This window comes from Phycicoccus avicenniae (genome assembly GCF_018139485.1).
Taxonomy (GTDB): Bacteria; Actinomycetota; Actinomycetes; order Actinomycetales; family Dermatophilaceae; genus Phycicoccus; species Phycicoccus avicenniae.
Genome location: NZ_JAGSNF010000015.1, coordinates 53,095 through 78,226 on the forward strand (window position 1 = coordinate 53,095; position 25,132 = coordinate 78,226).

General features: G+C 73.0%; 22 protein-coding genes. 11 read left to right on the top strand and 11 right to left on the bottom strand.

What is annotated here, in order from left to right:
* Window positions 1-42 precede the first annotated feature (42 nt).
* On the top strand, window positions 43-1,179 hold the full coding sequence (locus KC207_RS10695; protein WP_211603016.1) for an epoxide hydrolase family protein: 1,137 nt from the start codon (window positions 43-45) through the stop codon (window positions 1,177-1,179).
* A gap of 158 nt (window positions 1,180-1,337) precedes the next feature.
* Here KC207_RS10695 and KC207_RS10700 read toward each other — a convergent pair whose 3' ends face one another.
* A complete protein-coding gene (locus KC207_RS10700) occupies window positions 1,338-2,090 on the bottom strand; it encodes a helix-turn-helix domain-containing protein (RefSeq protein ID WP_211603017.1) in 753 nt (250 codons plus the stop codon).
* Between the two features lie 123 nt (window positions 2,091-2,213).
* On the opposite strand from KC207_RS10700, the gene KC207_RS10705 reads away from it, so the two are divergent.
* On the top strand, window positions 2,214-2,636 hold the full coding sequence (locus KC207_RS10705; RefSeq protein ID WP_211603018.1) for a GlcG/HbpS family heme-binding protein: 423 nt from the start codon (window positions 2,214-2,216) through the stop codon (window positions 2,634-2,636).
* A gap of 20 nt (window positions 2,637-2,656) precedes the next feature.
* On the opposite strand, the gene KC207_RS10710 is transcribed toward KC207_RS10705, so the two are convergent.
* The 3 genes from KC207_RS10710 to KC207_RS10720 form a co-directional block, all read right to left on the bottom strand.
* Window positions 2,657-5,650: a bifunctional diguanylate cyclase/phosphodiesterase gene (locus KC207_RS10710; protein ID WP_211603019.1), complete on the bottom strand. Its 2,994-nt coding sequence runs from the start codon at window positions 5,648-5,650 to the stop codon at window positions 2,657-2,659.
* A gap of 149 nt (window positions 5,651-5,799) precedes the next feature.
* Complete coding sequence (locus KC207_RS10715; RefSeq protein WP_211603020.1) at window positions 5,800-6,828, bottom strand: hemolysin family protein; 1,029 nt, start codon at window positions 6,826-6,828, stop codon at window positions 5,800-5,802.
* The gene (locus KC207_RS10720; RefSeq protein WP_211603021.1) at window positions 6,825-8,183 is read right to left on the bottom strand and encodes a hemolysin family protein; all 1,359 of its coding nucleotides are present in this window, start codon (window positions 8,181-8,183) and stop codon (window positions 6,825-6,827) included. The genes KC207_RS10715 and KC207_RS10720 overlap by 4 nt, the downstream gene beginning before the upstream one ends.
* A 176-nt stretch (window positions 8,184-8,359) precedes the next feature.
* Here KC207_RS10720 and KC207_RS10725 point away from each other — a divergent pair, with 176 nt between their 5' ends.
* From KC207_RS10725 to KC207_RS10745, 5 genes are all read left to right on the top strand, one after another.
* Window positions 8,360-9,367 (top strand): ABC transporter ATP-binding protein, encoded by a 1,008-nt coding sequence (locus tag KC207_RS10725; RefSeq protein WP_211603022.1) that lies wholly within the window; start codon window positions 8,360-8,362, stop codon window positions 9,365-9,367.
* Complete coding sequence (locus KC207_RS10730) at window positions 9,364-10,170, top strand: ABC transporter permease subunit (RefSeq protein ID WP_211603023.1); 807 nt, start codon at window positions 9,364-9,366, stop codon at window positions 10,168-10,170. The genes KC207_RS10725 and KC207_RS10730 overlap by 4 nt, the downstream gene beginning before the upstream one ends.
* 166 nt (window positions 10,171-10,336) lie before the next feature.
* Window positions 10,337-14,281: a multifunctional oxoglutarate decarboxylase/oxoglutarate dehydrogenase thiamine pyrophosphate-binding subunit/dihydrolipoyllysine-residue succinyltransferase subunit gene (locus KC207_RS10735; RefSeq protein ID WP_211603024.1), complete on the top strand. Its 3,945-nt coding sequence runs from the start codon at window positions 10,337-10,339 to the stop codon at window positions 14,279-14,281.
* A gap of 27 nt (window positions 14,282-14,308) precedes the next feature.
* Window positions 14,309-14,494 carry a DUF6104 family protein gene (locus KC207_RS10740; RefSeq protein ID WP_211603025.1) on the top strand — a complete coding sequence of 62 codons (186 nt, stop codon included), beginning with the start codon at window positions 14,309-14,311 and terminating at the stop codon, window positions 14,492-14,494.
* An 8-nt stretch (window positions 14,495-14,502) separates the two neighbouring features.
* Window positions 14,503-15,168 (top strand): GDSL-type esterase/lipase family protein, encoded by a 666-nt coding sequence (locus tag KC207_RS10745; protein WP_211603026.1) that lies wholly within the window; start codon window positions 14,503-14,505, stop codon window positions 15,166-15,168.
* A 202-nt stretch (window positions 15,169-15,370) separates the two neighbouring features.
* Here the strand turns inward: KC207_RS10745 and KC207_RS10750 are convergent, their stop codons facing one another.
* From KC207_RS10750 to rfbB, 4 genes are all read right to left on the bottom strand, one after another.
* A complete protein-coding gene (locus tag KC207_RS10750) occupies window positions 15,371-16,342 on the bottom strand; it encodes a zinc-binding dehydrogenase (RefSeq protein ID WP_211603027.1) in 972 nt (323 codons plus the stop codon).
* 97 nt (window positions 16,343-16,439) lie between these two features.
* On the bottom strand, window positions 16,440-17,423 hold the full coding sequence (locus tag KC207_RS10755; protein ID WP_211603028.1) for a hypothetical protein: 984 nt from the start codon (window positions 17,421-17,423) through the stop codon (window positions 16,440-16,442).
* 259 nt (window positions 17,424-17,682) lie between these two features.
* On the bottom strand, window positions 17,683-18,549 hold the full coding sequence (gene rfbD, locus KC207_RS10760) for a dTDP-4-dehydrorhamnose reductase (protein ID WP_211603029.1): 867 nt from the start codon (window positions 18,547-18,549) through the stop codon (window positions 17,683-17,685).
* Window positions 18,549-19,556, bottom strand: a complete 1,008-nt coding sequence (gene rfbB, locus KC207_RS10765; RefSeq protein ID WP_211603030.1) for a dTDP-glucose 4,6-dehydratase — start codon at window positions 19,554-19,556, stop codon at window positions 18,549-18,551. Before rfbB ends, rfbD begins: the two co-directional genes overlap by 1 nt.
* A gap of 54 nt (window positions 19,557-19,610) precedes the next feature.
* Between rfbB and rfbA the strand changes: the two genes are divergently transcribed.
* On the top strand, window positions 19,611-20,486 hold the full coding sequence (gene rfbA, locus KC207_RS10770) for a glucose-1-phosphate thymidylyltransferase RfbA (RefSeq protein WP_211603031.1): 876 nt from the start codon (window positions 19,611-19,613) through the stop codon (window positions 20,484-20,486).
* Window positions 20,486-21,094, top strand: coding sequence for a dTDP-4-dehydrorhamnose 3,5-epimerase (rfbC, locus tag KC207_RS10775; RefSeq protein ID WP_211603032.1), 609 nt, complete (start codon window positions 20,486-20,488; stop codon window positions 21,092-21,094). The genes rfbA and rfbC overlap by 1 nt, the downstream gene beginning before the upstream one ends.
* Here rfbC and KC207_RS10780 read toward each other — a convergent pair.
* Window positions 21,079-21,696, bottom strand: coding sequence for an arsenate reductase/protein-tyrosine-phosphatase family protein (locus KC207_RS10780; RefSeq protein WP_211603033.1), 618 nt, complete (start codon window positions 21,694-21,696; stop codon window positions 21,079-21,081). The two genes, rfbC and KC207_RS10780, sit on opposite strands and share 16 nt — an antisense overlap.
* A 17-nt stretch (window positions 21,697-21,713) precedes the next feature.
* Complete coding sequence (locus KC207_RS10785) at window positions 21,714-22,910, bottom strand: NAD(P)-dependent malic enzyme (RefSeq protein WP_211603034.1); 1,197 nt, start codon at window positions 22,908-22,910, stop codon at window positions 21,714-21,716.
* A gap of 205 nt (window positions 22,911-23,115) precedes the next feature.
* On the opposite strand from KC207_RS10785, the gene KC207_RS10790 reads away from it, so the two are divergent.
* Both KC207_RS10790 and sodN read left to right on the top strand, forming a co-directional pair.
* The gene (locus KC207_RS10790; RefSeq protein ID WP_211603035.1) at window positions 23,116-23,436 is read left to right on the top strand and encodes a S24 family peptidase; all 321 of its coding nucleotides are present in this window, start codon (window positions 23,116-23,118) and stop codon (window positions 23,434-23,436) included.
* A 45-nt stretch (window positions 23,437-23,481) separates the two neighbouring features.
* Window positions 23,482-23,877 carry a superoxide dismutase, Ni gene (gene sodN, locus KC207_RS10795; RefSeq protein ID WP_211603036.1) on the top strand — a complete coding sequence of 132 codons (396 nt, stop codon included), beginning with the start codon at window positions 23,482-23,484 and terminating at the stop codon, window positions 23,875-23,877.
* A gap of 80 nt (window positions 23,878-23,957) precedes the next feature.
* Here the strand turns inward: sodN and manA are convergent, their stop codons facing one another.
* A complete protein-coding gene (gene manA, locus KC207_RS10800) occupies window positions 23,958-25,121 on the bottom strand; it encodes a mannose-6-phosphate isomerase, class I (RefSeq protein WP_211603037.1) in 1,164 nt (387 codons plus the stop codon).
* Window positions 25,122-25,132: the final 11 nt, after the last annotated feature.

The window sequence follows — 25,132 nt, forward strand, 5'->3', positions numbered from 1 at the left end:
CCGACGGACGAGGCTGGACATCCCATCGAGAAGGAGTCCACCATGATCCGCCCGTTCACGATCCACGTCGACGACGACCGGCTGGCGCTGCTCGCACAGCGGCTCTCCACGATCACCTGGCCCAACGTCCCCGAGGGGACAGACGGTCACGGCATCCGCGTGGCCCGCGTGCGCGAGCTCGTCGAGCACTGGCGCAGTGGGTTCGACTGGCGAGTGTTCGAGGCAACGCTGAACGAGTGCTCCCACGTCATGAGCGACGCGGGCGAGTACCCACTGCACCTCGTCCACGAGCGTGCGCACGAGGCCAGCGGCGTCCCGATCGTGCTGCTGCATGGATGGCCGGACGGCTTCCTGCGCTACCGCAAGCTGATCCCGCGGCTCGTCGACGCCGGACACGACATCGTGGTCCCATCGCTTCCCGGTTTCGGCTTCTCCGGCCAGCCGCAGGGCCCGGTGACCACGGCTGCCGCGGCGACCCGGCTGCATGAGGCGCTCGTCGAGCTCGGCGTCGAGCGGTACGCCGTGCACGGTGGGGACTGGGGGAGCGTGGTGGCCGACGAGCTGGCGCGGACCTACCCCGACGAGGTGCTTGCCCTTCACCTGACGGACGTGCCGTTCCACAAGTTCTTCGAGCTCGACCGAGCCACGCTCACCGAGGCGGAGCGCGCGTTCGTCGCCGAGAACGACGCGTGGGTGGAACAGGCCGTGTACTACAGCGTTCAGTCCGCGGAACCGCTGACCCTCGCCTACGGGCTCACGGACTCCCCGGTCGGCCTCCTGGCGTGGATCGCGGACAAGTTCGACGCGTGGAGCGACGAGGTGGACCCGGACGACGTCGTGGGGCTGGCCGCTCTGACGTGGCTCACGAACACGACGTGGTCGGGGATGCGGCTGTACGCGGACGACGCCGGCGACTGGAGCGAGGACGGATCTCTCGAGGACGCCTGGAGTGCCGGGCAGGACTCGGAGAGTGACGGGCCGCTGGACGTTCCGACCGGGTTCTCGATGTTCCCGCGCGACATCACCCGTCCCCCGAGGGAGTACGCCGAGCGGTTCTACCGTGTCGTCGACTGGCACGACCACGACACGGGTGGTCACTTCGCCGCCACCGAGGTCCCTGATCTCCTGGCCACGGACCTCGTCGGATTCCTGGACTCGGTGGTCCCGACCCGTTTGTGAGGTCCGTCCTCAGCGACGCCGGGCGGGGGTCGGCGGCCAGGAGCGTCGAGGCGTGCGACGGCACGAACGAGTGCCACCGCAACCTGGACGTCCGCGCCCTCGCCCTGGAAGACGAGACGAGAGATGGGCGCACCGCCCCGCGATGGTGAGGTGCGGGGTCAGGCGTGCCGACTGTCCTCGTCGAACGCCTCGCGGCCGGCGGCGAGGCTCTCGACGAGGCGGACGGTGGCGTCGTGGGCGCGGACGTCGTCGTGCTCGGCCAGGGCAGCGGCGACGGCGAGCGGTGACCGCGCGTACCTCGCGAGGTCGACTGCCTCCGCCCGCTCGGCGGCCACGACGTGGAGGACGACACCCGCCCGGGCCCGGTCGGCGCGCTCGAGGAGGTGGTCGTCGACGACCCCGGCGAGGTCCGCGGAGGACACGTACCCCTCCACGACGTCGCCGGACGACAGGTCGGCCTCGGATGACGACAGCCCGGACGGAGCGATCCGGGGGTCACCGCGCAGCTCGGGCAGGTCGCGCGGCGACGCCGCGAAGAGGGCCCGGACGGAGCGTCGGCCCAGCGCGCGCTCGATCCGCGGCACGGCCTCCTCGATCGGAGCGGAGGCCACGCCGGCGACCAGCTCTCGCAGCCGGGAACGCGCGCGTGAGCGTGACGAGGGGCTGAGGGCGGCGACCGACGGGACGTCGTCCGCCGCGACCGCGAGCAGGTCCCAGGCCGACTTCTCGGACAGCGGCCGCCCGGGGTCCCGGTGACGCCGCAGGCGTCGCACGTCGCCCTCCTCCACGACCCACTGCCGCCCGATGCGCATCGCGGGCAGCGACCCCGAGCGGATGCGCTGGTGGATGCGCTGCGGGTGGACGCCGAGCAGCGCGGCGGCGTCGACGACGCTCAGCTGCCTGCGGTCCATGACTCCCCGTCCGATCAGTACGTTCCCGCAATAGTAGAGGGACGTATAGGTATCCGGGAAACGTCGTGCACTACCGTCGACGACATCAGCCGTAGACCGGGCGGTGGTGGAGATGCTGTGACGATGAAGAACGCCCCGCCTCCGCCGACCCTGTCGGCCCAGGCCGCCCGGCGCGTCGTCGATGCCGCTTTCGCCGAGGCGGAGCGGCTCGGGACGCACGTCGTCGTGTGGGTGCTCGACCCCGACGGACACGACGTCGCGATGGTCCGGATGGACCGCTCCCCGCCCGAGGCCCGGCAGGTGGCCCGCGACCGGGCGTGGAGCGCCGTCGCGTTCGGGCAGCCGACGACGTGGTGGCGGTCCATCGTCGACGACGACCCGACGCACGACGCCGTGACGCGCGGTGACCGGCTCTCGCCCGTCGGCGGCGGGGTACCGCTCCGGATCGGCGGCACCGTCGTCGGCGGCCTCGGGGTCGCCGGGGGGACCGGCGACGAGGACGAGGGTGTCGCGGACGCCGGGGCGGCCGCGGTCGACGGGTCGTAGCCGACCGGATCCTGAACCGGTCAGGAGGTCGGCAGGACGAGCGACTCCGGGGACTCCGGCGCCGGGACGTCACCGAGGTGCGCCGCGACGAACTCGTCGTAGGCCACCGGACGCCCGACGAAGTAGCCCTGCGCGTAGTCGACGCCGAGGTCGCGCACCATCGTCAGCTCCTCCTGCGAGGACACGAACTCCGCGACGGTCCCCTTGCCGAGGTTGCGCGCGACGTCGACGATCGAGCGCAGCAGCTGCCGGTCCGTCGTCGACGCCAGGGCGTCGGTGACGAACTCGCCGTCGATCTTCACGTAGTCGAAGACGAGGTGCTTGAGGTAGTAGAACGAGCCGTACCCGGCGCCGAAGTCATCGAGCGCGAAGTGCGTGCCGAGCGCCCGCAGGCGCTCCCCGAACCCCTTCGCCGCGGGCACGTCGCCGACGGCGGCGGTCTCGGTCACCTCGAGGACGAGGGACGACGGGGCGACGCCGTGCTCCTCGAGCGCCTCGAGCAGCGCCCGCTCCACGTCCGGGTGGCCGATGCTGTGCCCGGACACGTTGACCTCGAGCGTGAAGTCGGGGTCGACCCGCTGCAGGTCGGCGAGCATCGCGACGGAGTGCCGCAGCACCCACGCGTCGAGCGCCGGTGCCAGGCCGGTGAGCTCGGCGACGTAGACGAAGCGCGCGGGCGGGACGAGCTCGTCCCCGAGCCGGAGGCGGACGAGGCTCTCGGCCCGGGTGACCGAGCCGGTCCGGATGTCGAGGATCGGCTGGAGGTGCAGCTCGAAGCCGTCGTGCGCGAGCGCGTGCTCGATCCGCGAGCGCCACTCCATCCGGGCCCCGATGCGCGGGTGCCGGTTCTCGCCGCTGGACATCATGACGTAGCCGTCGCGGCCGGCGTCCTTCGCGTCGTACATGAGCATGTCGGCGAGGACGAGGACGTCGGAGCCGTCCTTCGCGGCACCCTCGAAGGTCACGACGCCGATGCTCGCCGTGACCCGCTGGTGCACGCCGTCCAGGGAGGCGCAGTGCTCGCGGATCGCGTCCACCATGGCCCGCGCCACGGTCTCCGCGCCGGCCTCGTCGGACTCCGGCAGGAGGACGGCGAACTCGTCCCCGCCGAGCCGGACGACGATGTCGGACTCGCGCGCCCGGCCTCGCAGGATCGAGCCGACCGAGGTGATGAGGGTGTCGCCGACGGCGTGGCCCAGGGTGTCGTTGACCTCCTTGAAGTGGTCGAGGTCGACGAGGAGGAGCGCCCCCCGCGGCCCGTAGCGGTCGCACACCGACTGGTGCTGGGCGAGGGCCTGCTCGAAGAAGCGACGGTTCGGCAGACCCGTGAGGGCGTCGTGGTCCGCCACGTACGCGAGCCGCTCCTCGTACCGCCGACGCTCCGAGACGTCGACGACGTTGACGATGATCTCCTCCCCGCCCTCGGGGTCCGGGACGAACCGGCTGCTCGTCGCGACGTGGACGATCGCGCCGCCCGGGCCGGGAACGGCCCACTCGGCCTCGACGAGCCGGCCGGCGCTGAGGATCGTGTCCTCGACAAAGGCCTCGACGTCGGCGGCCGCGAGCGGGACGAGGTCGCTCGCCCGCAGCCCGACGATCTCCGCCGCCGGGCGGCCGAGCATCGCGACGAGGGCCCGGTTCGCCTGGGTGATGACCCCCATCGTGTCGAGGACGGCGACCCCCTGCGGCGAGTCCGCGATGAGCCGGTCCGCGCGGGCCCGCTCCCGGCGCAGCCGCTCCAGGGCGACGTGGTCCTCGGTGACGTCCTGCCACATGAGCACGGCCCGGCCGGGGACGTCGTCCCCGTGGCTCAGGGGGACCGCGTCGACGGACATCACCCGGGTGCGCCCGTCGCGGTCGGTGCTCGCGATCCGCTCGCCGACGACCCGCTCCCCTCGCAGGGCCCTCGTCGACGGGCGCTCCTCGAGCGGTATCGGCAGCCCCGACGGGGTGTGCTTGCGCACGACCTCCTCGAGCATCACCGGCTCCTCGCCCTCGGTGGCGAGCGCGTCCCCGAGCAGGGTGCGGGCGCTCTCGTTGTGCAGGTCGACCCGGCCGTCGGGACCGAGGAGGAACAGCCCGACGGGCAGGGCCTCGACGATCGTCCGCAGGTCCTGGGACGCCTCCTCCGCACGGGTCCGGGCGGCGGCCTCCCCGTGCAACGCCTCGTCGACCTGGGCCCGGACGGTCGCGATGACCATCGCGAGCAGGCCGGCCAGCAGCATGAACGCCTGAAGGACCAGCGCTCGCTCGCCGTAGGGCCCGATCCGGCCGAAGGGTCCGCCGTCGAGCCCGTGGACCATGACGAGGGTGACGACCCCGACGAGGGCGCCCTCCGCGGCCGCGATCGGTGTGGGGAGCCGCAGGCCCGCCCACACGACGAGGACGAAGGGCAGGAACGCGAGCGGCAGCGTCTGTCCGGGCCCGAAGACCCATCCGACGAGGAGGACCGTGCCGACGGCGAGCAGGAGCGACTCGAGGACGACGGGGCGGGTCAGCGTGCGGCGGCCGTTGTGCAGCACCCAGGGTCCGGCGATGACGACGACGGCGGTCATGTTCCGCATCCACCAGCCGATGCCGGTGCCCCAGCCCACCTGCGCGTCGGTCGTCGAGATGGCGAGGACGCCGACGACGGCGCTCGCGGCCGAGCCCGCGGAGGCCGCGATGGCGAACCGGTAGAAGGCCGCGAGGTAGCGCAGCCGCGTCGTCCCGGGCCGGCGGGCCCGGTACACGTCCCGGGTCACGACGACGAGGACGACGTTGGCGGCACCGAGGAGTGCGGCGGCGAGGAGCGGGGCGCCGGTGAGCCCGTTGCCGATCGCGGCGAGGGCCCCGACGAGGGCGGCGGACAGGGCGACCTCGCGACGCCCCCGGGCCCCGAGGAGCCACAGCGCACCGACCCCCGCGGCAGGCCAGAACAGCGCGAGACCCGAGCTGGAGAGGACGGTCTGGCGACCCACGACGATCGCGAGCGCGAAGAGCACGGCGAACAGAGCGGCCCGGCGGAACATCATCACTCCCACGTGTTGTCGACGGCCCCTGCCGTCCCGCGAGTATCGCCGCCGCGGACCGCCAGGCGCCAGCCCGGGGGCCGGGATCCCGGACGCTCGCCGGTCATCGTGACCCAACGGCCCGCCGTCGGGTCGTCCGAACGGCGGAGCCCTCAGCGCTGGGACGCGTCCGAGACCTCGCCGACGAGCTCCTCGATGACGTCCTCGAGGAAGACGACCCCGACGACGCTGCCGTCGGCGCGCACGACCCGCGCGAGGTGGGAGCCGGTGCTCTGCATCGTCTGGAGCACCGACTCGACCTCGTCGTCCGGTCGGACGGTCGCCATGTGCCGGAACCGCTTGGCCGGCACCGGCTCGTGCCGCTCGTCGTCGTCGGCGTAGAAGACGTCCTTGAGGTGGAGGTAGCCCGACATCTCGCCGGAGGCGTCGAGCACCGGGAACCGGGAGAAGCCGTGCTTGGCGACGAGCCGCTCGAGGTCGTCCGGCGTCGCCGTCGGGGTGAGCGTCACGAGCGCGTCGAGGGCGACCCCGACGTCGGCCGCGTCCTTGTCGCTGAACTCCAGGGCCGCGCCGAGGCGCTCGTAGTCGTCGTCGCCGACGAGGCCCTCCTCGCGGGACTCGTCGAGGATGTGGGCGACCTCCTCGGCGGTGAACGTCGAGGAGACCTCGTCCTTGGGCTCGACCCCGAAGAGCCGGATGACCGCCTTGCTCACCCAGTCCATCGCGAGGATGACCGGCGCGACGACGCGGGCGACCATGACGAGCGGCGGGACGAGGACGATCGCGGCCCGCTCCGGCTTCGCGATGGAGATGTTCTTCGGGATCATCTCGCCGTAGACGACGTGGAGGAAGACGACGATCGCGAGGGCGAGGAGCAGGGCGACGACGTCGGCGACGGCGTCGGGGGCCCCGAGCGCGTGGACGACGGGCTCGAGGGCGTGGTGCAGCGCGGCCTCGGAGATGGCGCCGAGCAGCACCGAGCACACGGTGATGCCGAGCTGCGCGGTCGCGAGCAGGATGCCGGTCCGCTGGAGGGCGTGGAGGGCGACCTGGGCGCCCTTGCTCCCGGCCTCGGCGAGCGGCTCGAGCTGGCTGCGCCGGGCCGACATCGCGGCGAACTCGGCGCCGACGAAGAAGGCGTTGGCCGCCAGGAGCAGGACGGTGACGGCGACGGTGGTCACGGGCGGGCCTCCGTCGCGGTCCCCGCGCCGTCGTCCGTCGCGGTCCCCGCGCCCTCGTCCGACCCGGTGGGGGTGAGCCGGAGCCGGTCCACGCGGTGGCCCTCCATGTCGACGACCCGGGCGGTCCACCCGTCGACGGCCGCCTCGTCGCCGACCTCGGGCACCCGGCCGAGGGCGGCCATGACCCAGCCGCCCACGGTCTCGTAGGCGGGGCCCTCGGGGACGGGGGCGCCGATCCGGGCGCGGACCTCGTCGGGGCGCCACAGCCCGGGCACGGTCCACGAGCCGTCGGGCAGGCGCCGCCCGGTCGTCTGGCCGCGGTCGTGCTCGTCGCTCACCTCACCGACGATCTCCTCGACGAGGTCCTCGAGGGTCACGACGCCGGAGGTGCCGCCGTACTCGTCGACGACGACGGCGAGCTGCATCCCGCCGCCGCGCAGCCGGACGAGGAGCGGGTCCAGGCGCAGCGTCTCCGGGACGAACACGGCCGGCGTCATGAGTGCGGACACCGGGACGTCCGCCCGGCGCTCGAAGGGGACGGCGATGGCCCGCTTCACGTGGACGATGCCGTCGACGTCGTCCCAGTCCGAACCGAGGACCGGGAAGCGCGAGTGACCGGTGTGCCGGGCGAGCGCGACGAGGTCGGCCGCCGTCTCGGTGCGCTCGATCGAGGTGGCCCGCGACCGCGGGGTCATGACGTCGGCGGCGGTCTGGTCGCCGAACCCGAGCGAGGCGGTGACGAGGCGGGCCGTGCCGCTGTCGAGGGTGCCCGCGGCGGCCGAGGTCCGCACGAGCGAGGCGAGCTCGGCGGGGCTGCGGGCGGCCGACAGCTCCTCCTGGGGCTCGATGCCCATCGCCCGGAGGGTCCGGTTGGCGACCCCGTTGAGCAGGGCGATGAGCGGCTTCGCGGCCGCCCCGAACCAGTAGACCGGCGCCGCGGACACCTTGGCCGTCGCGAGTGGCAGGGACACGGCGAGGGTCTTCGGGACCATCTCGCCGACGATCATCGAGAAGAGCGTCGCGATGACGAACGCCGCGGCCGACCCCACGGACGAGGCCGCCCCCTCCCCGAGGCCGAGGCCCTGGAGCGGACCGCTGAGCAGCACGCCGACCGACGGCGCGGCGATGAAGCCGAGGATCAGCGTCGTGAGGGTGATCCCGACCTGGCAGGCGGACAGCTCGGTCGAGAGCTGCCGGTGCGAGCGGAGCACGGACCGGGCGCGCGGCTCCCCCGCGTCGACGGCCCGCTGCACGGCGGGACGGTCCAGGGCGACGAGCGAGAACTCGGCCGCGACGAACAGGGCGGTGCCCACCGTGAGCGCGACGCCCACGAGCAGGAGGAGCCAGGGGGTCATCGGGCCGGATGTCGGTAGTGGTCCATGGTGGGGACCAGCGTACGGCCCCGCGCGCCGCCGCCCCGCTCCCGACGCCGGGGGCTCCCCCCGACGGGGGAGCCCCGGATCCACCGGGGGGTTGACCCCCACGCCGGGTGAGGCTGCCAGGATCGAGGCATGACACCAGGGGCACACGCATGACCGCGACAGCACCGACCGGCGGCCGGATCGAGATCGCCGGCCTCACGAAGCGCTTCCGCGGCTTCTCCGCCGTCGAGGACCTGAGCTTCGACGTCGAGCCCGGACGGATCACCGGCTTCCTCGGGCCGAACGGGGCGGGCAAGACGACGACGCTGCGGATGGTCCTCGGCCTCGTCCGGCCGACGTCCGGCTACGCGACGATCGGGGGCTACCGCTACGGCGAGCTCGAGCGCCCGCTGTCGACGGTCGGCGCCGCCCTCGAGGCGACGAACTTCCACCCCGGCCGCAGCGGCCGCGACCACCTCCGGGTGCTCGCCGACGCCGCGTCCATCCCGACGGCCCGGGTCGACGAGCTCCTCGAGCTCACCGGCATCCCCGCCGCGGCGCGCAAGCGGGCCGGGGCCTACAGCATGGGGATGCGCCAGCGGCTCGGCCTCGCCGCCGCGCTGCTCGGCGACCCGCAGGTCCTCGTCCTCGACGAGCCGACGAACGGTCTGGACCCCGAGGGCATCCGGTGGCTGCGCGGGTTCCTGCGCCGGCTCAGCGACGAGGGCAAGACGATCCTCGTCTCCAGCCACCTCCTGCGCGAGGTCGAGGCGACCGTCGACGACGTCGTCATCATCGCCAACGGCCGACTCGTCCAGGCCGGGACGATGGCCGACCTGCGCGGCACCGCCGGTGCGCTCGTGCGCACCTCCGACGCCGAGGCGCTCGCCGGGGCGCTGCGCGTCGCCGACGTCACGAGCAGCCCCGGGGAGGAGCCGGACACCCTCGTCGCCGAGACGACCGACCTGCGGCTCGTCGGCGACGTCGCCCTGCGGGCCGGCCTGCCGGTCTACGGCCTCGAGCCGCGCAGCACCGACCTCGAGCAGCTGTACTTCTCGCTCACCGAGGGCACGAACCGCAACGAGGGCGCGCAGTCCGCCGCCGACCAGCAGGTCCCCCACCAGCCCGCCCCCGACCAGGATCCCGGCGCCGCGAGCGCCGAGGAGGTGTCCTCGTGATCCCCGCCGTCCGCTCCGAGCTCCGCAAGTTCTTCAGCACCCGGCTCTGGTGGGGCATCGGCGCCGCCATGTTCCTCGCCGGGGCCGGCTTCGCGGTCATCCTCGCGATCGTCCTCACCCTCGAGGCGTCGCCCGAGGCCGTCGCCGCCGGGCAGCCGACCGGCTCCCCGACCCAGGTCGCCAACAGCGTGTACACCGGCGGCATCACGATCGGGCTCACCCTGAGCCTCGTCATCGGCATCCTCCAGATCGGGTCCGAGTACCGCCACAAGACGATCACCGGCACCTTCCTCGCGATCCCCCGGCGCGGCCGCGTCATGGGCGCCAAGGTCGTCGCGCTGCTGCTCATCGGGGCGGTGTACGGCGTCGTCTCGCTGCTGGGCTCCGTCGCCGCGGGTGCGACCGTGCTGAGCCTGCGCGGCGCCGACCCTTTCCCGGACGCCGAGGTGCTCCGCGCGCTGGCGCTCAGCCTCCTCGTGCTCGGGCTGTGGGCGCTCATCGGCCTCGGCATCGGCATTCTCATCCCGAACCAGGTCGCGGGACTGCTCATCTCGATCGGTGTCGTGTGGATCGTCGAGCCCCTCGCGACGTTCGCGCTCACCTTCTGGGAGTTCGGCCGCGACCACGTCGTCGCGCTGCTGCCCCAGTCGGCGACGAACGCGATCGTCGGCGGGGTGACGCAGCAGACGCCCACCGCCGCCGAGCCGCTCAGCTGGTGGGTCTCGGCCCTCGTCCTCGCGGCGTACGCCGCCGTCCTCGCGGGCGTCGGGACGGTCCGGACCCTGCGCAGCGACATCGGCTGACGGCTCTCGACCACCGGAGACCACCGGCGACCGGCGCGGCCCTCGCGCCGGTCGCCGCGTGTTCGAGACCACTCGGCGTGCGCCCGCTCATGGACACGGGCGAGGTAATAGGCTGGACTGGTCGTTTCCCGCCACCGAGACCAGCCGAGAAAGAGGCGCATAGCCCGTGGCCGAGCAGTCCCCGTCCAGCGATCCCCTGACAGCCTTCGGCCCCAACGAATGGCTCGTCGACGAGCTGTACGAGCAGTACAAGAGGGACAAGCACAGCGTCGACAAGGCCTGGTGGGAGTTCTTCGAGGACTACGACCCCGAGGCCGGCGCCGCACGGAGTGGCTCCGGAGGCAGCGGCTCGGGCAACGGGTCGACGAACGGCACCTCCGGCTCGCACTCCTCCGCCTCGGGCGGCGCGGAGCAGAAGGCCCCCGCCCCCGAGCGGAAGGCCGGCGCGCAGCAGAGTCCGGCGCCCGAGAAGGCGCAGGGCACCTCCTCCGCCGCGCCCGCCACCGGAGAGGACTCCGCCGGGCCCGGCAAGGAGTCGGCGAAGGACGACGCGTCGGCCAAGGAGAGCGCGAAGCAGGAGACGGCGAAGAAGGAGACGGCAGCGCCGGACACCGCGACGAAGGAGAGCGCGAAGCAGGAGAGCGCGAAGCAGGAGACCGCCACGCAGAGCGAGGAGAAGTCCTCCTCCCCCACCCCGCGCGAGCCGCAGACCCAGAAGCGCACCGGCCCGCTCGAGGAGTCCCGCGAGCAGCCGATCCGCGGGGCCGGCGCCCGGGTCGTGACGAACATGGAGGCCTCCCTCGAGGTCCCCACGGCGACGTCGGTGCGGGCCGTCCCGGCCAAGCTGCTCGTCGACAACCGCATCGTCATCAACAACCACCTGGCCCGCAGCCGCGGCGGCAAGGTGAGCTTCACCCACATCATCGGCTACGCCATCGTCAAGGCCCTCGGCGCGATGCCGGCGATGAACAACGGCTTCTCCCACGACGAGAAGGGCAAGCCGGTCCTCGTCACCCCGGCGCACGTCAACTTCGGCCTCGCCATCGACATCGCGAAGCCCGACGGCACCCGCCAGCTCCTCGTGCCGTCGATCAAGGCCGCCGAGACGATGGACTTCGCCCACTTCTGGACCGCCTACGAGGAGGTCGTCAAGAAGGCCCGCGGCGGCAAGCTCACCGTCGAGGACTTCGCCGGGACGACGATCTCGCTGACGAACCCCGGGACGATCGGCACCGTCCACTCGGTGCCGCGGCTCATGGCCGGCCAGGGCACGATCATCGGCGTCGGCGCGATGGACTACCCGGCCGAGTGGCAGGGCGCGAGCGACGAGACCCGCCAGCGCAACGCCGTCAGCAAGATCATGACGCTGACGAGCACCTACGACCACCGGATCATCCAGGGCGCCCAGTCCGGCGACTTCCTGCGCATCGTCCACGGCCTGCTCCTCGGCGAGGACGGCTTCTACGACGAGATCTTCGAGAGCCTGCGGATCCCCTACGAGCCGATCCGCTGGGTGCAGGACGTCTCCGCGAGCCACGACGAGGACATCAACAAGGTCGCCCGGGTCCAGGAGCTCATCCACGCCTACCGGGTCCGCGGCCACCTCATGGCCGACACCGACCCGCTGGAGTACAAGCAGCGGCGGCACCCCGACCTCGACATCACGAACCACGGGCTCACCCTCTGGGACCTCGACCGCGACTTCGCGACCGGCGGGTTCGGCGGGGCGCCGTTCCTCAAGCTCCGCAAGATCCTCGGCATCCTGCGCGACTCGTACTGCCGCACCGTCGGCGTCGAGTACATGCACATCCAGGACCCGGAGCAGCGGCGCTGGATCCAGGAGAAGATCGAGCGGCCGTACAACCGCTCCACCCGCGAGGAGGCCCTGCGCATCGTCCGGCGGCTCAACGCGGCCGAGGCGTTCGAGACCTTCCTCCAGACGAAGTTCGTCGGGCAGAAGCGCTTCTCCCTCGAGGGCGGCGAGTCCGTCATCGCGCTGCTCGACCGGGTGCTCTCGCGCGCCGCCGAGGACTCCCTCGACGAGGTCTGCGTCGGCATGCCGCACCGCGGCCGCCTCAACGTCCTCGCGAACATCGCCGGGAAGTCCTACGGCCAGATCTTCCGCGAGTTCGAGGGCAAGCAGGACCCGCGGTCGGTCCAGGGCTCCGGCGACGTCAAGTACCACCTCGGCACCGAGGGCGAGTTCACCGCCGAGTCCGGCGCCACGACGAAGGTCTACCTCGCGGCGAACCCGAGCCATCTCGAGGCCGTCAACCCGGTGCTCGAGGGCATCGTGCGGGCCAAGCAGGACCGGCTCAACCTCGCCGGCGAGGACTTCACCGTGCTGCCCGTGCTCCTGCACGGCGACGCCGCGTTCGCCGGGCAGGGGGTCGTCGCCGAGACGCTCAACCTGTCCCAGCTGCGCGGGTACCGCACCGGCGGCACCGTGCACGTCGTCATCAACAACCAGGTCGGCTTCACGACCTCGCCGAGCAGCTCGCGCTCCTCGACGTACTCGACCGACGTCGCCCGGATGATCCAGGCGCCGATCTTCCACGTCAACGGGGACGACCCCGAGGCCTGCGTCCGGGTCGCCGAGCTCGCCTACGAGTTCCGCAAGGAGTTCCACAAGGACGTCGTCATCGACCTCGTCTGCTACCGCCGGCGCGGGCACAACGAGGGCGACGACCCGTCGATGACGCAGCCGCTCATGTACAACCTCATCGAGGCCAAGCGCAGCGTCCGCAAGCTCTACACCGAGTCCCTCATCGGGCGCGGCGACATCACCGTCGAGGACGCCGAGGCGGCGCTGCGCGACTACCAGCAGCAGCTCGAGCGGGTCTTCGTCGAGACGAAGGAGGCCCTCAAGGAGGCCGACTCGCAGGGCGGCGGTCTCGAGCCGCCGGCCGCGCAGTCCCCGGAGGCCGACCACACCGAGCACTCCGCGGACGACACGGCGATCACGACCGAGACGCTCGAGCACATCGGGAAGTCCTTCGCGACGCCGCCGGCCGGCTTCACGATCCACCCGAAGCTCAAGCAGATGCTCGACAAGCGCGCCGCGAGCACCCGCGACGGCGGCATCGACTGGGGCACCGGCGAGCTCCTCGCCTTCGGCTCCCTCCTCATGGAGGGCACCCCGGTCCGGCTCGCCGGCCAGGACAGCCGCCGCGGGACGTTCGTCTCGCGGCACGCGGTGCTCATCGACAAGGAGAACGCGTCGGAGTGGACCCCGCTGCTCTACCTCGGCGGCGGGCAGGCCCGGTTCTGGGTCTACGACTCGCTGCTGTCGGAGTTCGCGGCGATGGGCTTCGAGTACGGCTACTCCGTCGAGCGGCCGGACGCCCTCGTCCTGTGGGAGGCGCAGTTCGGCGACTTCTTCAACGGGGCGCAGACGATCGTCGACGAGTTCATCTCCAGCGGCGAGCAGAAGTGGGGGCAGCGCTCCTCCGTCGTCCTCCTCCTGCCGCACGGCTACGAGGGCCAGGGCCCGGACCACTCCTCGGGCCGGATCGAGCGCTTCCTCACGATGTGCGCCGAGGGCAACATGACGGTCGCGTACCCGTCGACCCCCGCGTCGTACTTCCACCTGCTGCGCCGCCAGGCCTACGCCCGCCCGCGCCGGCCGCTCATCGTCTTCACCCCGAAGTCGATGCTGCGCCTCAAGGCCGCCGCGAGCGCCCCCGAGGACTTCACGACCGGCACCTTCCAGCCCGTCCTGCCCGACCGCGGCACGACCGACGGGGTCAGCAGGGTGCTGATCGCCGCCGGGAAGGTCGTCTACGACCTCGAGGCCGAGCGCGCCAAGCGGGAGGACACCTCGACGGCGGTCCTGCGGCTCGAGCAGTACTACCCGGTCCCCGGTGCGGCCCTGGCCCGGCAGCTGAAGCAGTACCCGGACGCCGAGGTCGTCGTCGTGCAGGACGAGCCGCAGAACATGGGCGCCTGGCCCTTCCTCGCGCTCAACCTGCCGGAGGCGCTCGCCGAGTACGGCGAGACCCGTCCGATCCGGGTCGTGTGCCGCGCCAAGTCCGCCTCGCCGGCCGCCGGGTCGACGAAGCAGCACGCGGCGGAGCAGGCCGACATCGTCGCCCGCGCCTTCGACAGGTGAGCGAGGCACGCCGGTAGGCTCGCCGGCGTGTACTTCACCGACCGCGGGATCGAGGAGCTCCAGGCTCGTCGAGGGGACGAGGAGGTCACCTTCGACTGGCTGGCCGAGCAGCTGCAGGCGTTCGTCGACGTCCACCCGGAGTTCGAGACCCCGGTGGAACGGCTGGCGACGTGGCTCGCCCGCCTGGACGACGACGAGGACGACGACGAGTGAGCGAGGACATGGCTGACGAGCAGGGCGGCGGGGCCGCCATCGAGTTCCGGCCCAGCGCGGAGGCCGCCGTGGTCCCCGACGGTCCGCGGGACCTCGCCCTCGTCTTCCTCGGCGCGTCGCTGGTCGCCGGTGTCGGCGACCCCAAGGGCCAGGGCTGGGTGACCCGCGTCGTCGGGCGCACCCAGCACCCGGACCTGCAGCTGACCGCGTACAACCTCGGCGTCCGCGGCGACACGACCGCCGACCTGCTCGAGCGGTGGACCGACGAGGTGCCGCGCCGCTGGTCCGGCCGGTCCGAGCGCCGGCTCGTCGTGTCCGTCGGGATGGACGACATCGCGACCGGCGTCTCGCTCGCCCGGCACCGGCTCAACCTCGCCAACCTCCTCGACGACGCCGCGAGCCAGGGCGTCGGCACGTTCGTCGTCAGCCCGCCGCCCACCGACGACCCGGAGTACAACGGGCGGCTCGAGATCCTCGTCGAGGCCCAGGCCGACGTCTGCTCCCGTCGGGGCATCCCGTTCGTCAACTGCTTCGGCCCGCTCAAGGACCACGACCAGTGGCGCACCGACCTCGCGGCGTCGTCGGTGCCGCACCACCCGGGGCAGGCCGGCTACGGGCTCATCGCCTGGCTCGTGTTGCACAACGGCTGGAACGAGTGGCTCCAGATCGGCTGACCGCCGGTCCCACTCCCCGTTCTCCCGACCACCCGCCGACGACCCGTCCTCACGGCACCCGCCGCGACACCAGGAAGGCTTCCTGGCCGCGGAACCGGGGTGTTCACCCCGGATACGACCCCAGGAACCCTCCCTGGCGGCCGAACCGGGGTGCTCGCTCCCGCTAGGACCCCAGGAACCCTCCCTGACGGCCGCTCCAGGGTCAGGAGACGGTGAAGACGACCTTCCCGGTGACCCGGCCGTCGACCATCCGAGCGAAGCCGTCCCGGGCCTCGGCGAGCGGCATGACGGAGTCGACGAGCGGCTCGATCCCCGCGCCGACGACGAACCGGGCGAGCGCCTCGAGCTCGGAGCGGGTGCCCATCGTCGACCCGAGCACCCGCAGCTGCTTGAAGAAGATCTTCGTCAGCTCGGCCTTGCTCGGGGCGTCGCCGGACGTCGCACCGGAGATGACGACGGTGCCTCCGGGACGCAGGCTGTTGATGCTGTGCGACCACGTCGCGGCACCGACCGTCTCGAGGACGGCGTCGACCCGCTCGGGCAGCCGCTCGCCCGAGCCGAACGCCCGGTCGGCGCCCAGCGCCACGGCCTGCTCGCCCTTGGCCTCGTCGCGGCTCGTCACCCACATCCGCAGCCCGGCGGCCGACCCGAGCTGCACCGCGGCCGTGGCGACGCCGCCCGCCGCGCCCTGGACGAGGACGGTGTCCCCCGGGCGGACCGCGGCGTTCGTGAAGAGCATGCGGTAGGCGGTGAGCCAGGCCGTCGGCAGGCACGCCGCGTGCTCCCAGGACAGGCCCTCGGGCTTCGGGACGACGTTGGCGGCCGGGACGGCGACGACCTCGGCGAGGGTGCCGTCGTGGACCTCGGACAGCAGGCTGCGGCGCGGGTCGAGGGTCTCGTCACCGCTCCAGCCGGGCGAGGGGACGACGGCGTGGACGAGCACCTCGTCGCCGTCCTCGGTGACCCCGGCCCCGTCGCAACCGAGGACCATCGGCAGCCGGTCGGCCGGCAGGCCCACCCCGCGCAACGACCACACGTCGTGGTGGTTCAGGGCGGCCGTGCGCAGGCGGACGGTCGTCCAGCCCTCGCGGTGCTCGGGGTCGGGCCGCTCCCCCACCTCGAGGCCGGACAGCGGGTCGTCGGCGGACTGGGCGGCGGCGTAGGCGGCGAGCATCCTCCGACCCTACCCACGGCCACCACGGGAATGTCTGCTTGCGTGAGACGGTTCATGAAGCCTGGCTCCCCGGTGCCCGCACCCCCGATCCGCAGCCTCACGGAGCGTCCCCTGTCGTGCTGCGCAGGCCCGTCCGACGCGCGGCCCGCACATCCGGCCTCGGCCGTGAGGCCGCCCAGCGGTACGCACGCTCGACCCGGTCGAGGACCGACGGCGGATCGGCCCGCATCGAGGCCGGTGTCACGCCGACGACGACGACGCCCCGTGAGCTGAGCTCACCGTCGTCGACGACGGTGGCGTCGAAACGCCCCCTGCCGTCGTGGAACTGGCGAGAGTGCATCATGACGGCCAGCGCCACGTCGTCGAACCAGGCGTCCGGCGTGACGAGGGCGGCGCCGAGTGCGTCGACCAACGGCGGGTTCGGCCACGGCTCGGGAAGGAGCCGCGACCGACCGAGGAGCGACAGCAGCTCGGCCTCGGGGAGCGACCACGCGCCCGACTCCGCCACCCTCAGAGCCTCCCTGGCCCGCCGACCCCATCGCCGGTTGAGCCGGTGCACCCAGGACTCCAGATCCGCCAGGGTGACGAGGTCACGCTGCACCGCCTCGATCGTCCAGGCCGTCGCGTCCTCCTGGGAGGGAGACCAGACGGCGGCGTCGACGACGGACCTGGCCACGCTGCTGAAGGACACCAGCTCTCCGTGGACGATGCCATCGTCCTCGAGCCAGGTGGGGCGGATGTCGGCGAACGCGTGGCGCCGTCGTCGTCTCGTCCGTGGGGTGCGGACGTGGACGGTTCCGGTGCCCGGGATGCCGCGGACGCCGTGGAAGCGGGCGGCCGATGGACCCGCGACCACGGCACCGCGGCCGCCGAGCAGCGTCGCGGCGACGAGCTGCTGACGTCGGGTCGGCGGGGAGGGGCTCAGCAGCACGACACCCGGCAGCACCAGCTGCCACCGGCGACGGCTCACGGCCCAGCGGATGCGGTCGTCGCTGACTCCCTGCTGCCGCAGCCCGGCTCGCGTCGCGACCCCGTCCGCGGAGTGCAGCGCCCGCTCCGGCTCGTCCGGGCCTCGGTCCATCGCCACAGCGTCGCGGTCATCCCCACCCCCTTCATACCCCGGGATGCTCCACCTGTGGACCACGACGGGCGGATCCACCGCCTGTGGACGGCGCCACAGCACGATGAGACTGCCGATGAAGCCCGCCCCTCGGGGACCAGGGCACCCGGGTGCTGGGCGTCATGGGCAGTCCCGTGACCGTCTGCCTGCGTCACCGTGGTGCGGCCGTGGCGGCCGGAGCACCATCAAGCCGCCGCAACGCACGCACCCACGGCCCGGGTCAGCCCGCCGTGGCGCGGTCGCCGAAGAGCACCGGCGCGGCACGGTGCAGTGCGTCACGCCAGTCCGGCAGCGGATCGAGCCCGTGGGCCGCCCACATGTCGTGCGCGAGCACGCTGTAGGAGGGGCGCGGCGCGGGCCGGGGGAACTCCTCCGTCGTCACCGGCTGGACCCGGTCGGGGTCGGCCCCGATCTCCTCGAGGACCGCGCGCGCCAGGCCGTGCCACGACGTCTCCCCCGCGTTCGTCCCGTGCCAGATGCCGAACGGGGCCCCTGCCTCGACGACCCGGGCGATGCCCTCGGCGAGGTCGACGGTCCACGTCGGCTGTCCCACCTGGTCGGCGACGAAGCCGAAGGTCTCGCGGTCCGCGGCGAGGCGGGCGACCGTCGCCGGGATGCTCGGACCGTGCGCGCCGTAGAGCCACGCGGTCCGCACGACCCAGGACCGCGGGCACTCCGCCCGCACGGCCCACTCCCCCGCGGCCTTCGTCCGCCCGTAGGCGGAGGCAGGGGCGACCGCCGCGTCGGCCGGCCACGGCTCGGCGCCGTCCCCGGCGACGACGTAGTCCGTCGACACCTGGACGAGGGAGGCGCCCTCGGCGGCGACGGCCCGGGCCAGCGTCGCGGCCCCGGCGGCGTTGACCGCGAAGGCGGTGGCCTCGTCGTCCTCGGCCGCGTCGACCGCGGTGTACGCGGCGCAGTTGACCACGACGTCGTGGCCGGCGACGGCCGCCGCGCACGAGCGCGGGTCGAGGATGTCGACCTCGGGCAGGTCGGCCCCCGTCACCTCGTGGCCACGGTCGCGCAGGACCGCGACGAGGTCGGTGCCGAGCATGCCGGCGGCGCCGACGACGAGCCAGCGCGCCATCAGTGCCCCACGACCTGCTGGCTCAGCGCGTACTTGGCCTCGGTGGCCTCCTTCTGCGGGCGCCACCAGGCCTCGTTCTCGCGGTACCAGTCGATCGTCGCGGCGAGCCCGTCGCGGAAGGTCTCGAACCGCGGCGTCCAGCCGAGCTCCTCGCGCAGCTTGCCGGACTCGATGGCGTAGCGGCGGTCGTGACCGGCGCGGTCGGTGACGTGGTCATACGCGTCGGGGTCCTCGCCCATGAGCTCGAGGACGAGCCGCACGACGTCGCGGTTGTTCATCTCACCGTCGGCGCCGATGAGGTAGGTCTCGCCGGCGCGTCCCTCGTCGATGATCGTCCACACCGCCGCGTTGTGGTCCTCGACGTGGATCCAGTCGCGGACGTTGAGCCCGTCGCCGTACAGCTTGGGGCGGACCCCGTCGATGACGTTCGTCACCTGGCGGGGGATGAACTTCTCGACGTGCTGGCGGGGCCCGTAGTTGTTCGAGCAGTTCGACAGCGTCGCGCGCAGCCCGAACGAGCGGACCCAGGCCCGCACGAGGTGGTCCGACCCGGCCTTGGAGGCCGAGTACGGCGAGCTCGGGGCGTAGGGGGTGTCCTCGGTGAACTTCTTCGGGTCCTCGAGCGCGAGGTCGCCGTAGACCTCGTCGGTCGAGACGTGGTGGTACCGGACACCCGAGGCGCGGACCGCCTCCAGGAGGGTGAAGGTGCCGACGAGGTTGGTCCGCACGAACGGGCTCGGGTCGGCGAGCGAGTTGTCGTTGTGCGACTCGGCCGCGAAGTGGACGACGACGTCGGACTCGGCGACGAGCGGGCCGACGAGCTCGGCGTCGGCGACGTCGCCCTCGACGAACTGCACAGCGTCGAGCACGCCGTCGAGCGAGGTCGTCGACCCGGCGTACGTGAGGGCGTCGAGCACGGTGACGTCCGCCCCCGGACGGGTCTCGAGGGTCTGCCGGACGAAGTTGCTGCCGATGAACCCGGCACCGCCGGTGACGAGAACGCGCATGGGCCCAGGCTACGTGCGTCGGACGGGCGGAGGACACCGTTAGGCTCGGCGCCCATGAAGGGCATCATCCTCGCCGGCGGCAGCGGGACACGCCTGCACCCCATCACCAAGGGCATCTCGAAGCAGCTCATGCCCGTCTACGACAAGCCGATGGTCTACTACCCCTTGTCGACCCTCATGATGGCGGGCATCCGGGAGATCCTCGTCATCACGACGCCGGAGGACGCCGACCAGTTCACCCGGCTGCTCGGGGACGGCTCGCAGTGGGGCATCTCGCTCGAGTACGCCGTGCAGCCGCGGCCGGAGGGCCTGGCGCAGGCCTTCGTCATCGGGGCGGACTTCGTCGGCGACGACACCGTCGCCCTCGTCCTCGGGGACAACATCTTCCACGGGACCGGGCTCGGCACGGCGCTGCAGAAGCTCCGCGACGTGCGCGGCGGCCACGTCTTCGCGTACCACGTGAGCGACCCGACGGCGTACGGCGTCGTCGAGTTCGCCGACGACGGGACCGTCCTGTCGATCGAGGAGAAGCCCGAGGACCCGAAGTCCTCCTTCGCCGTCCCCGGCCTGTACTTCTACGACAACGACGTCCTCGAGATCGCCCGCACCCTCACTCCGAGCGACCGCGGCGAGCTCGAGATCACCGCCGTCAACGACGCCTACCTCCGCCGCGGCGACCTCACCGTCACCGTCCTGCCGCGCGGCACCGCCTGGCTCGACACCGGCACCTTCGAGGGGCTCATGGACGCGAGCCAGTTCGTCCACGTCGTCGAGGCCCGGCAGGCGTACAAGATCGGCTGCGTCGAGGAGGTCGCCTGGCGCAACGGCTGGATCGACGACGAGCACTTCGCGACCCTCGCCGACTCGCTCGTGAAGTCCGGCTACGGCGAGTACCTCGCGATGTGCCTGGCTCGCGGACGGGCGCGCTGATGGACATCACCCCCCTCGCCGTCGACGGCGCCCTGGCGATCACCCCCCGGCAGTTCCCGGACGACCGGGGCGTCTTCCTCGAGTCCTTCCGCGGCGACCGGCTCGCCGAGCACCTCGGCCACCGCCCCGACATCGTCCAGAGCAACGTGTCGGTCTCCTCGCGCGGCACCCTGCGCGGCCTGCACTTCGCGGAGGTCCCGCCCGGGCAGGGCAAGTTCGTCACGGCCCTCGCCGGGTCCGTCCTCGACGTCGTCGTCGACCTGCGGGTCGGGTCGCCCACCTTCGGGCAGTGGGACTCCGTACTCCTCGACACGACGGACCGCCGGGCGATCTACGTCGCCGAGGGCCTCGGCCACGCCTTCCTCGCCCTCGAGGACGGCTCGACCGTCATGTACCTGTGCACGGCGACGTACGCGCCGGGGCGTGAGCACGGCGTCCACCCCCTCGACCCAGCACTCGGGATCACCTGGCCGCAGGACGTCGAGCCGTTGCTGTCAGCCAAGGACGCGGTCGCGCCCAGCCTCGCGGAGGCCCGCGACCAGGGGCTGCTCCCCACGTGGGACGCCTATCGGACGTGGACCGGCTCCCTCGCTCAGCGGGAGAACTGAGCCTCCCAGCGCACGATCGTGCGGACGGCCGGGTCGACGAGCGCCGCCATCCGCTCGAAGGCCTCCGGCCCCCGGCCGTACGGGTCGCCGACCGGGGTGACCTCGACGGGAACCTCCCCCAGCGACCACAGGAGCGCCGGCAGTGCCCGCCAGCGGGCGTGCACCTCCTTCGCCCCGACGTCGGCGAGCAGGTCGGCCCAGACGAACTGCCGTCCGACGGCGACGAGGCCGGCCGCGAGGTCGAGCAGCCCGAGCGTGCGCCGGTCGGCGTCGGGCGCCTCGTCGAGCACGTGGGAGCGGTGCTCGCCGTCCATGACGAGCACGACGGACTGCCGGTCGACGGTTCGGGAGGAGAGCATCCGCGCCGGCACCCGGCCCGAGCGGACCCCGCGCTCGTCGAGCAGCCGTCGTGATCCCTCGTCCGTGGGGCGGCCGACGAGGGCGTTGGTGCCGGCGCTGGAGACCTCGAAGGCACCCGGTCGGGCCCACTCCAGGCCCTCGCCGAGCAGGGCGGCCGCGTACGGCGACCGACAGATGTTGCCGGTGCACACCGTGAGCAGGCGGGTCCGCCGTGGCGTCGGTGCGGGGTCGGCGGCGCTCATCGCCCCACCAGCGTAGGTCACCCCGCGGCGGCTCCCCCGGTGCGACGCGGCCCCGTCGGCGCCAGGGCACGCACCGCTCCCGCGACCGCCTCCGCGACGCCGGGGTCGAAGACCGACGGCACGACCCGGTCGGCCGCCGGCTCGGTGACGACGTCGGCGATGGCCCGCGCCGCCGCCAGCTTCATCGCCTCCGTGATCCGGGTGGCACCGGCGTCCAGCGCCCCGCGGAAGATCCCCGGGAAGGCGAGCACGTTGTTGATCTGGTTCGGGAAGTCCGAGCGTCCGGTCGCGACGACGGCCGCGTGCCGGTGGGCGACGTCCGGATGCACCTCGGGCGTCGGGTTGGCGAGCGCGAAGACGATGCCGTCGGGCGCCATCGAGGCCACCTGCTCCTCGGGCACGACCCCGCCCGAGACGCCGATGTAGCAGTCGGCGCCGACGAGGGCGTCGCCGAGCGAGCCGGTGATCCCGCGCGGGTTCGTCGACATCGCGAGCTGCCGCTTGTGGCCGGGCAGGTCCGCCCGACCGGTCGACACGACGCCTCGGGAGTCGCAGACGACGACGTCGCGCACGCCGGCCCTCTGGAGCAGCCGGGTGACGGCGACGCCGGCGGCCCCGGCGCCGGCGACGACGACCCGCAGCGCCTCGAGCCGCCGGCCGAGGACGGTCACGGCGTTGTGGAGGCCGGCGAGGACGACGACGGCGGTGCCGTGCTGGTCGTCGTGGAAGACCGGGATGTCGAGACGCTCGACGAGCCGCTGCTCGATCTCGAAGCACCGGGGCGCCGAGATGTCCTCGAGGTTGATCCCGCCGTACGACGGTGCGATGCGGGCGACCGCCTCGACGATCTCGTCGACGGTGCCGGTCTCCATGACGACGGGGACGGCGTCGACCCCGCCGAAGTGCTTGAACAGGACGGCCTTGCCCTCCATGACCGGCAGCGCGCCGAGCGGGCCGATGTCGCCGAGCCCGAGGACGGCCGTTCCGTCGCTCACGACGGCGACGGTGTTGCCCCGGGCGGTGTACCGGGACGCCAGCGACGGGTCGGCCGCGACGGCGAGCGAGACCTCGGCGACGCCGGGGGTGTACAGGAGCGAGAGGTCCGACCGGTCCGCCAGCCGCTGCGTCGCGTGTACCCCCAGCTTCCCGCCCTCGTGAGCGCGGAACACCGGGCTCTCGGGGTCGAAGGACGGCAGCACGGGGGACGCGGACACGATGATCTCCTCGGGAGGGGACGCGGGAGCACGCACGCGGACGACGGCGTGCAGGAGGGTGGGGGTGGCGGTCCGGGCAACGGGTGCGTCCCGGGTGCTCGCGCGCCGGGGGTGTCCGGCGGAGCCGTCATCATGGCACACCCCCTCGCCGGCCGTAGCGGCCTCGCGGTGTGACCCGCGTCGCTCCGCTGGCAGGATCGGGCCCGTGATCGTCCCTGCCCTCGTCCGGGTCCGCGGCCGCTCGATGCTGCCCACCTACCGGGAGGGGGACGTCCTCCTCGTGCTGCGTGGGCTCGCCCCAAGGCCCGGCCGCGCGCACGTCGTCGACCTCCCGCCCGACGCCCACGGCCGCCCCCGGCCGCTCGCCGTCAAGCGGGTGACCGGACCGGACCCGGACGACCCGACGCGCTGGTGGCTCGACACCGACAACCCCGGGGAGGGCGTCACGTCCTTCGACGTCGGGTCCGTCCCCCGCTCCGCGGTCCGGGCCGTGGTACTCGGATTGGTCCGGCGTCCCCTGGGGTAGGTTGAGTGGTGACCGCGCGTCCCCACACATTCCGAGGAGTGACACATGCTGTCCCCGTTCCGCATCACCGACGTCTCGGCCCACTGCGACCTCCCGTGCGGCGTCTACGACCCCGCCCAGGCCCGCATCGAGGCCGAGTCCGTCAAGATGATCTGCCAGAAGGTCGCCGACAACGACGACCCGGACTTCCGCACCCGCGCGACGATCATCAAGGAGCAGCGCTCCGAGCTCGTCAAGCACCACCTCTGGGTGCTGTGGACCGACTACTTCAAGCCCCCGCACTTCGAGAAGTACCCGCAGCTGCACGTCCTCGTCAACGAGGCGACGAAGCTCGCGGGCGCGGCCGGCACGAAGGGTGAGTTCGACGAGGCCAAGGCCGACGAGCTCCTCGCGAAGATCGAGGAGATCTCGACGATCTTCTGGGAGACCAAGAAGGGCTGACCAGGCCCCGCACCGCGACGGCGGGCATCCCCGGACGGGGGTGCCCGCCGTCGTCGTCGCTCGGGCGCTCCCGACGAGGGTCAGGCGCCGCCGGGGAGGGTGACGACGTAGACCTCGCCGTCGCCGTCGAGGCGCACCGGGCCCTCGCCGGCCGGGAGGAAGACCGACTCGGCGTCCCGCAGCCGCAGGCTCCCCGTCGTGGAGTCGAGCCGGACGTCACCGCGCAGGCAGAAGGCGAGCCGCGGACCGGGGACCGACGGCAGGTCGCGGCCGGGCCGCACGCGGTGCAGGAGGAAGCAGTCGGAGGCGGTGTCGAACACCTCGACGCCCTCGGCGACGGGGCGCCCCCGTCCGGCCACGCCGTTCGCCCGAGGGTCCACGATCCGCAGCAGCTCGGGGACGTTGACCTCCTTCGAGGTCAGCCCCACCCGCACGACGTTGTCGGAGTTGGCGAGGACCTCGATCCCGACGCCCCCGACGTAGGAGTGCAGCACGCCCGCGGCGACGTCGACGTACTCGCCGGGGGCCAGCACCCGGTGGTGCATGAGCAGCAGGACGACGAGCCCGATGTCGTCCGGGTGGGCCCGCGCCACCTCGACGACCGCCGCGGCGAGGTCGGCGGTCTCGTCGTCCGGACCCTCGGCCGCGACCCGTGCGCACGCGTCGACGACCTCCCGGACGAGGGCTGCGGAGGCCTCGTCGCGGGTCGCGAGGACGGCCTCGAGGAGCGCGTGGGGCGGGTCGTCCGCGCCCTCGACGGCGCCGACGAGGGCGTCGAAGGAGTCGACCCGGAGCCGCCGCGCCGTCTCGCGGACGGCGTCGATCCCCCGCATCCCGACGAAGACCTCGAACGGCTCGACGGCCAGGAGCAGCTCGGGCTTGGCGGAGTCGTCGACGTAGACCTCGTCCCCCGTCGTGCGCCGCAGCTCGCGGGCCTGCTCCGCCGTGGGGTGGACCTGGATGGAGATCGCCCGACCGGGCGCGAGGACCTTGAGGAGGAAGGGCAGCCGCTCGCCGTGCCGGGCCACGCAGTCCGCGCCGAGCTCGCCGTGCGGGTCGGCGGCGACGACGTCGGCGAGGTGCGGGGCCCCCGGGCGGTCCGTCCCGGCCGGGCCGGACTCGTGCGCCCCCATCCACAGCTCGGACTCCCGCTCGGGGGTCGGGCACGGCCTGCCCTGGAGCGCCGCGATGGCCTCATGGGACCCCCAGTTGTCGTGGAAGACGACAGGGGTCAGGCGGTCCATGGGTCCTTCGG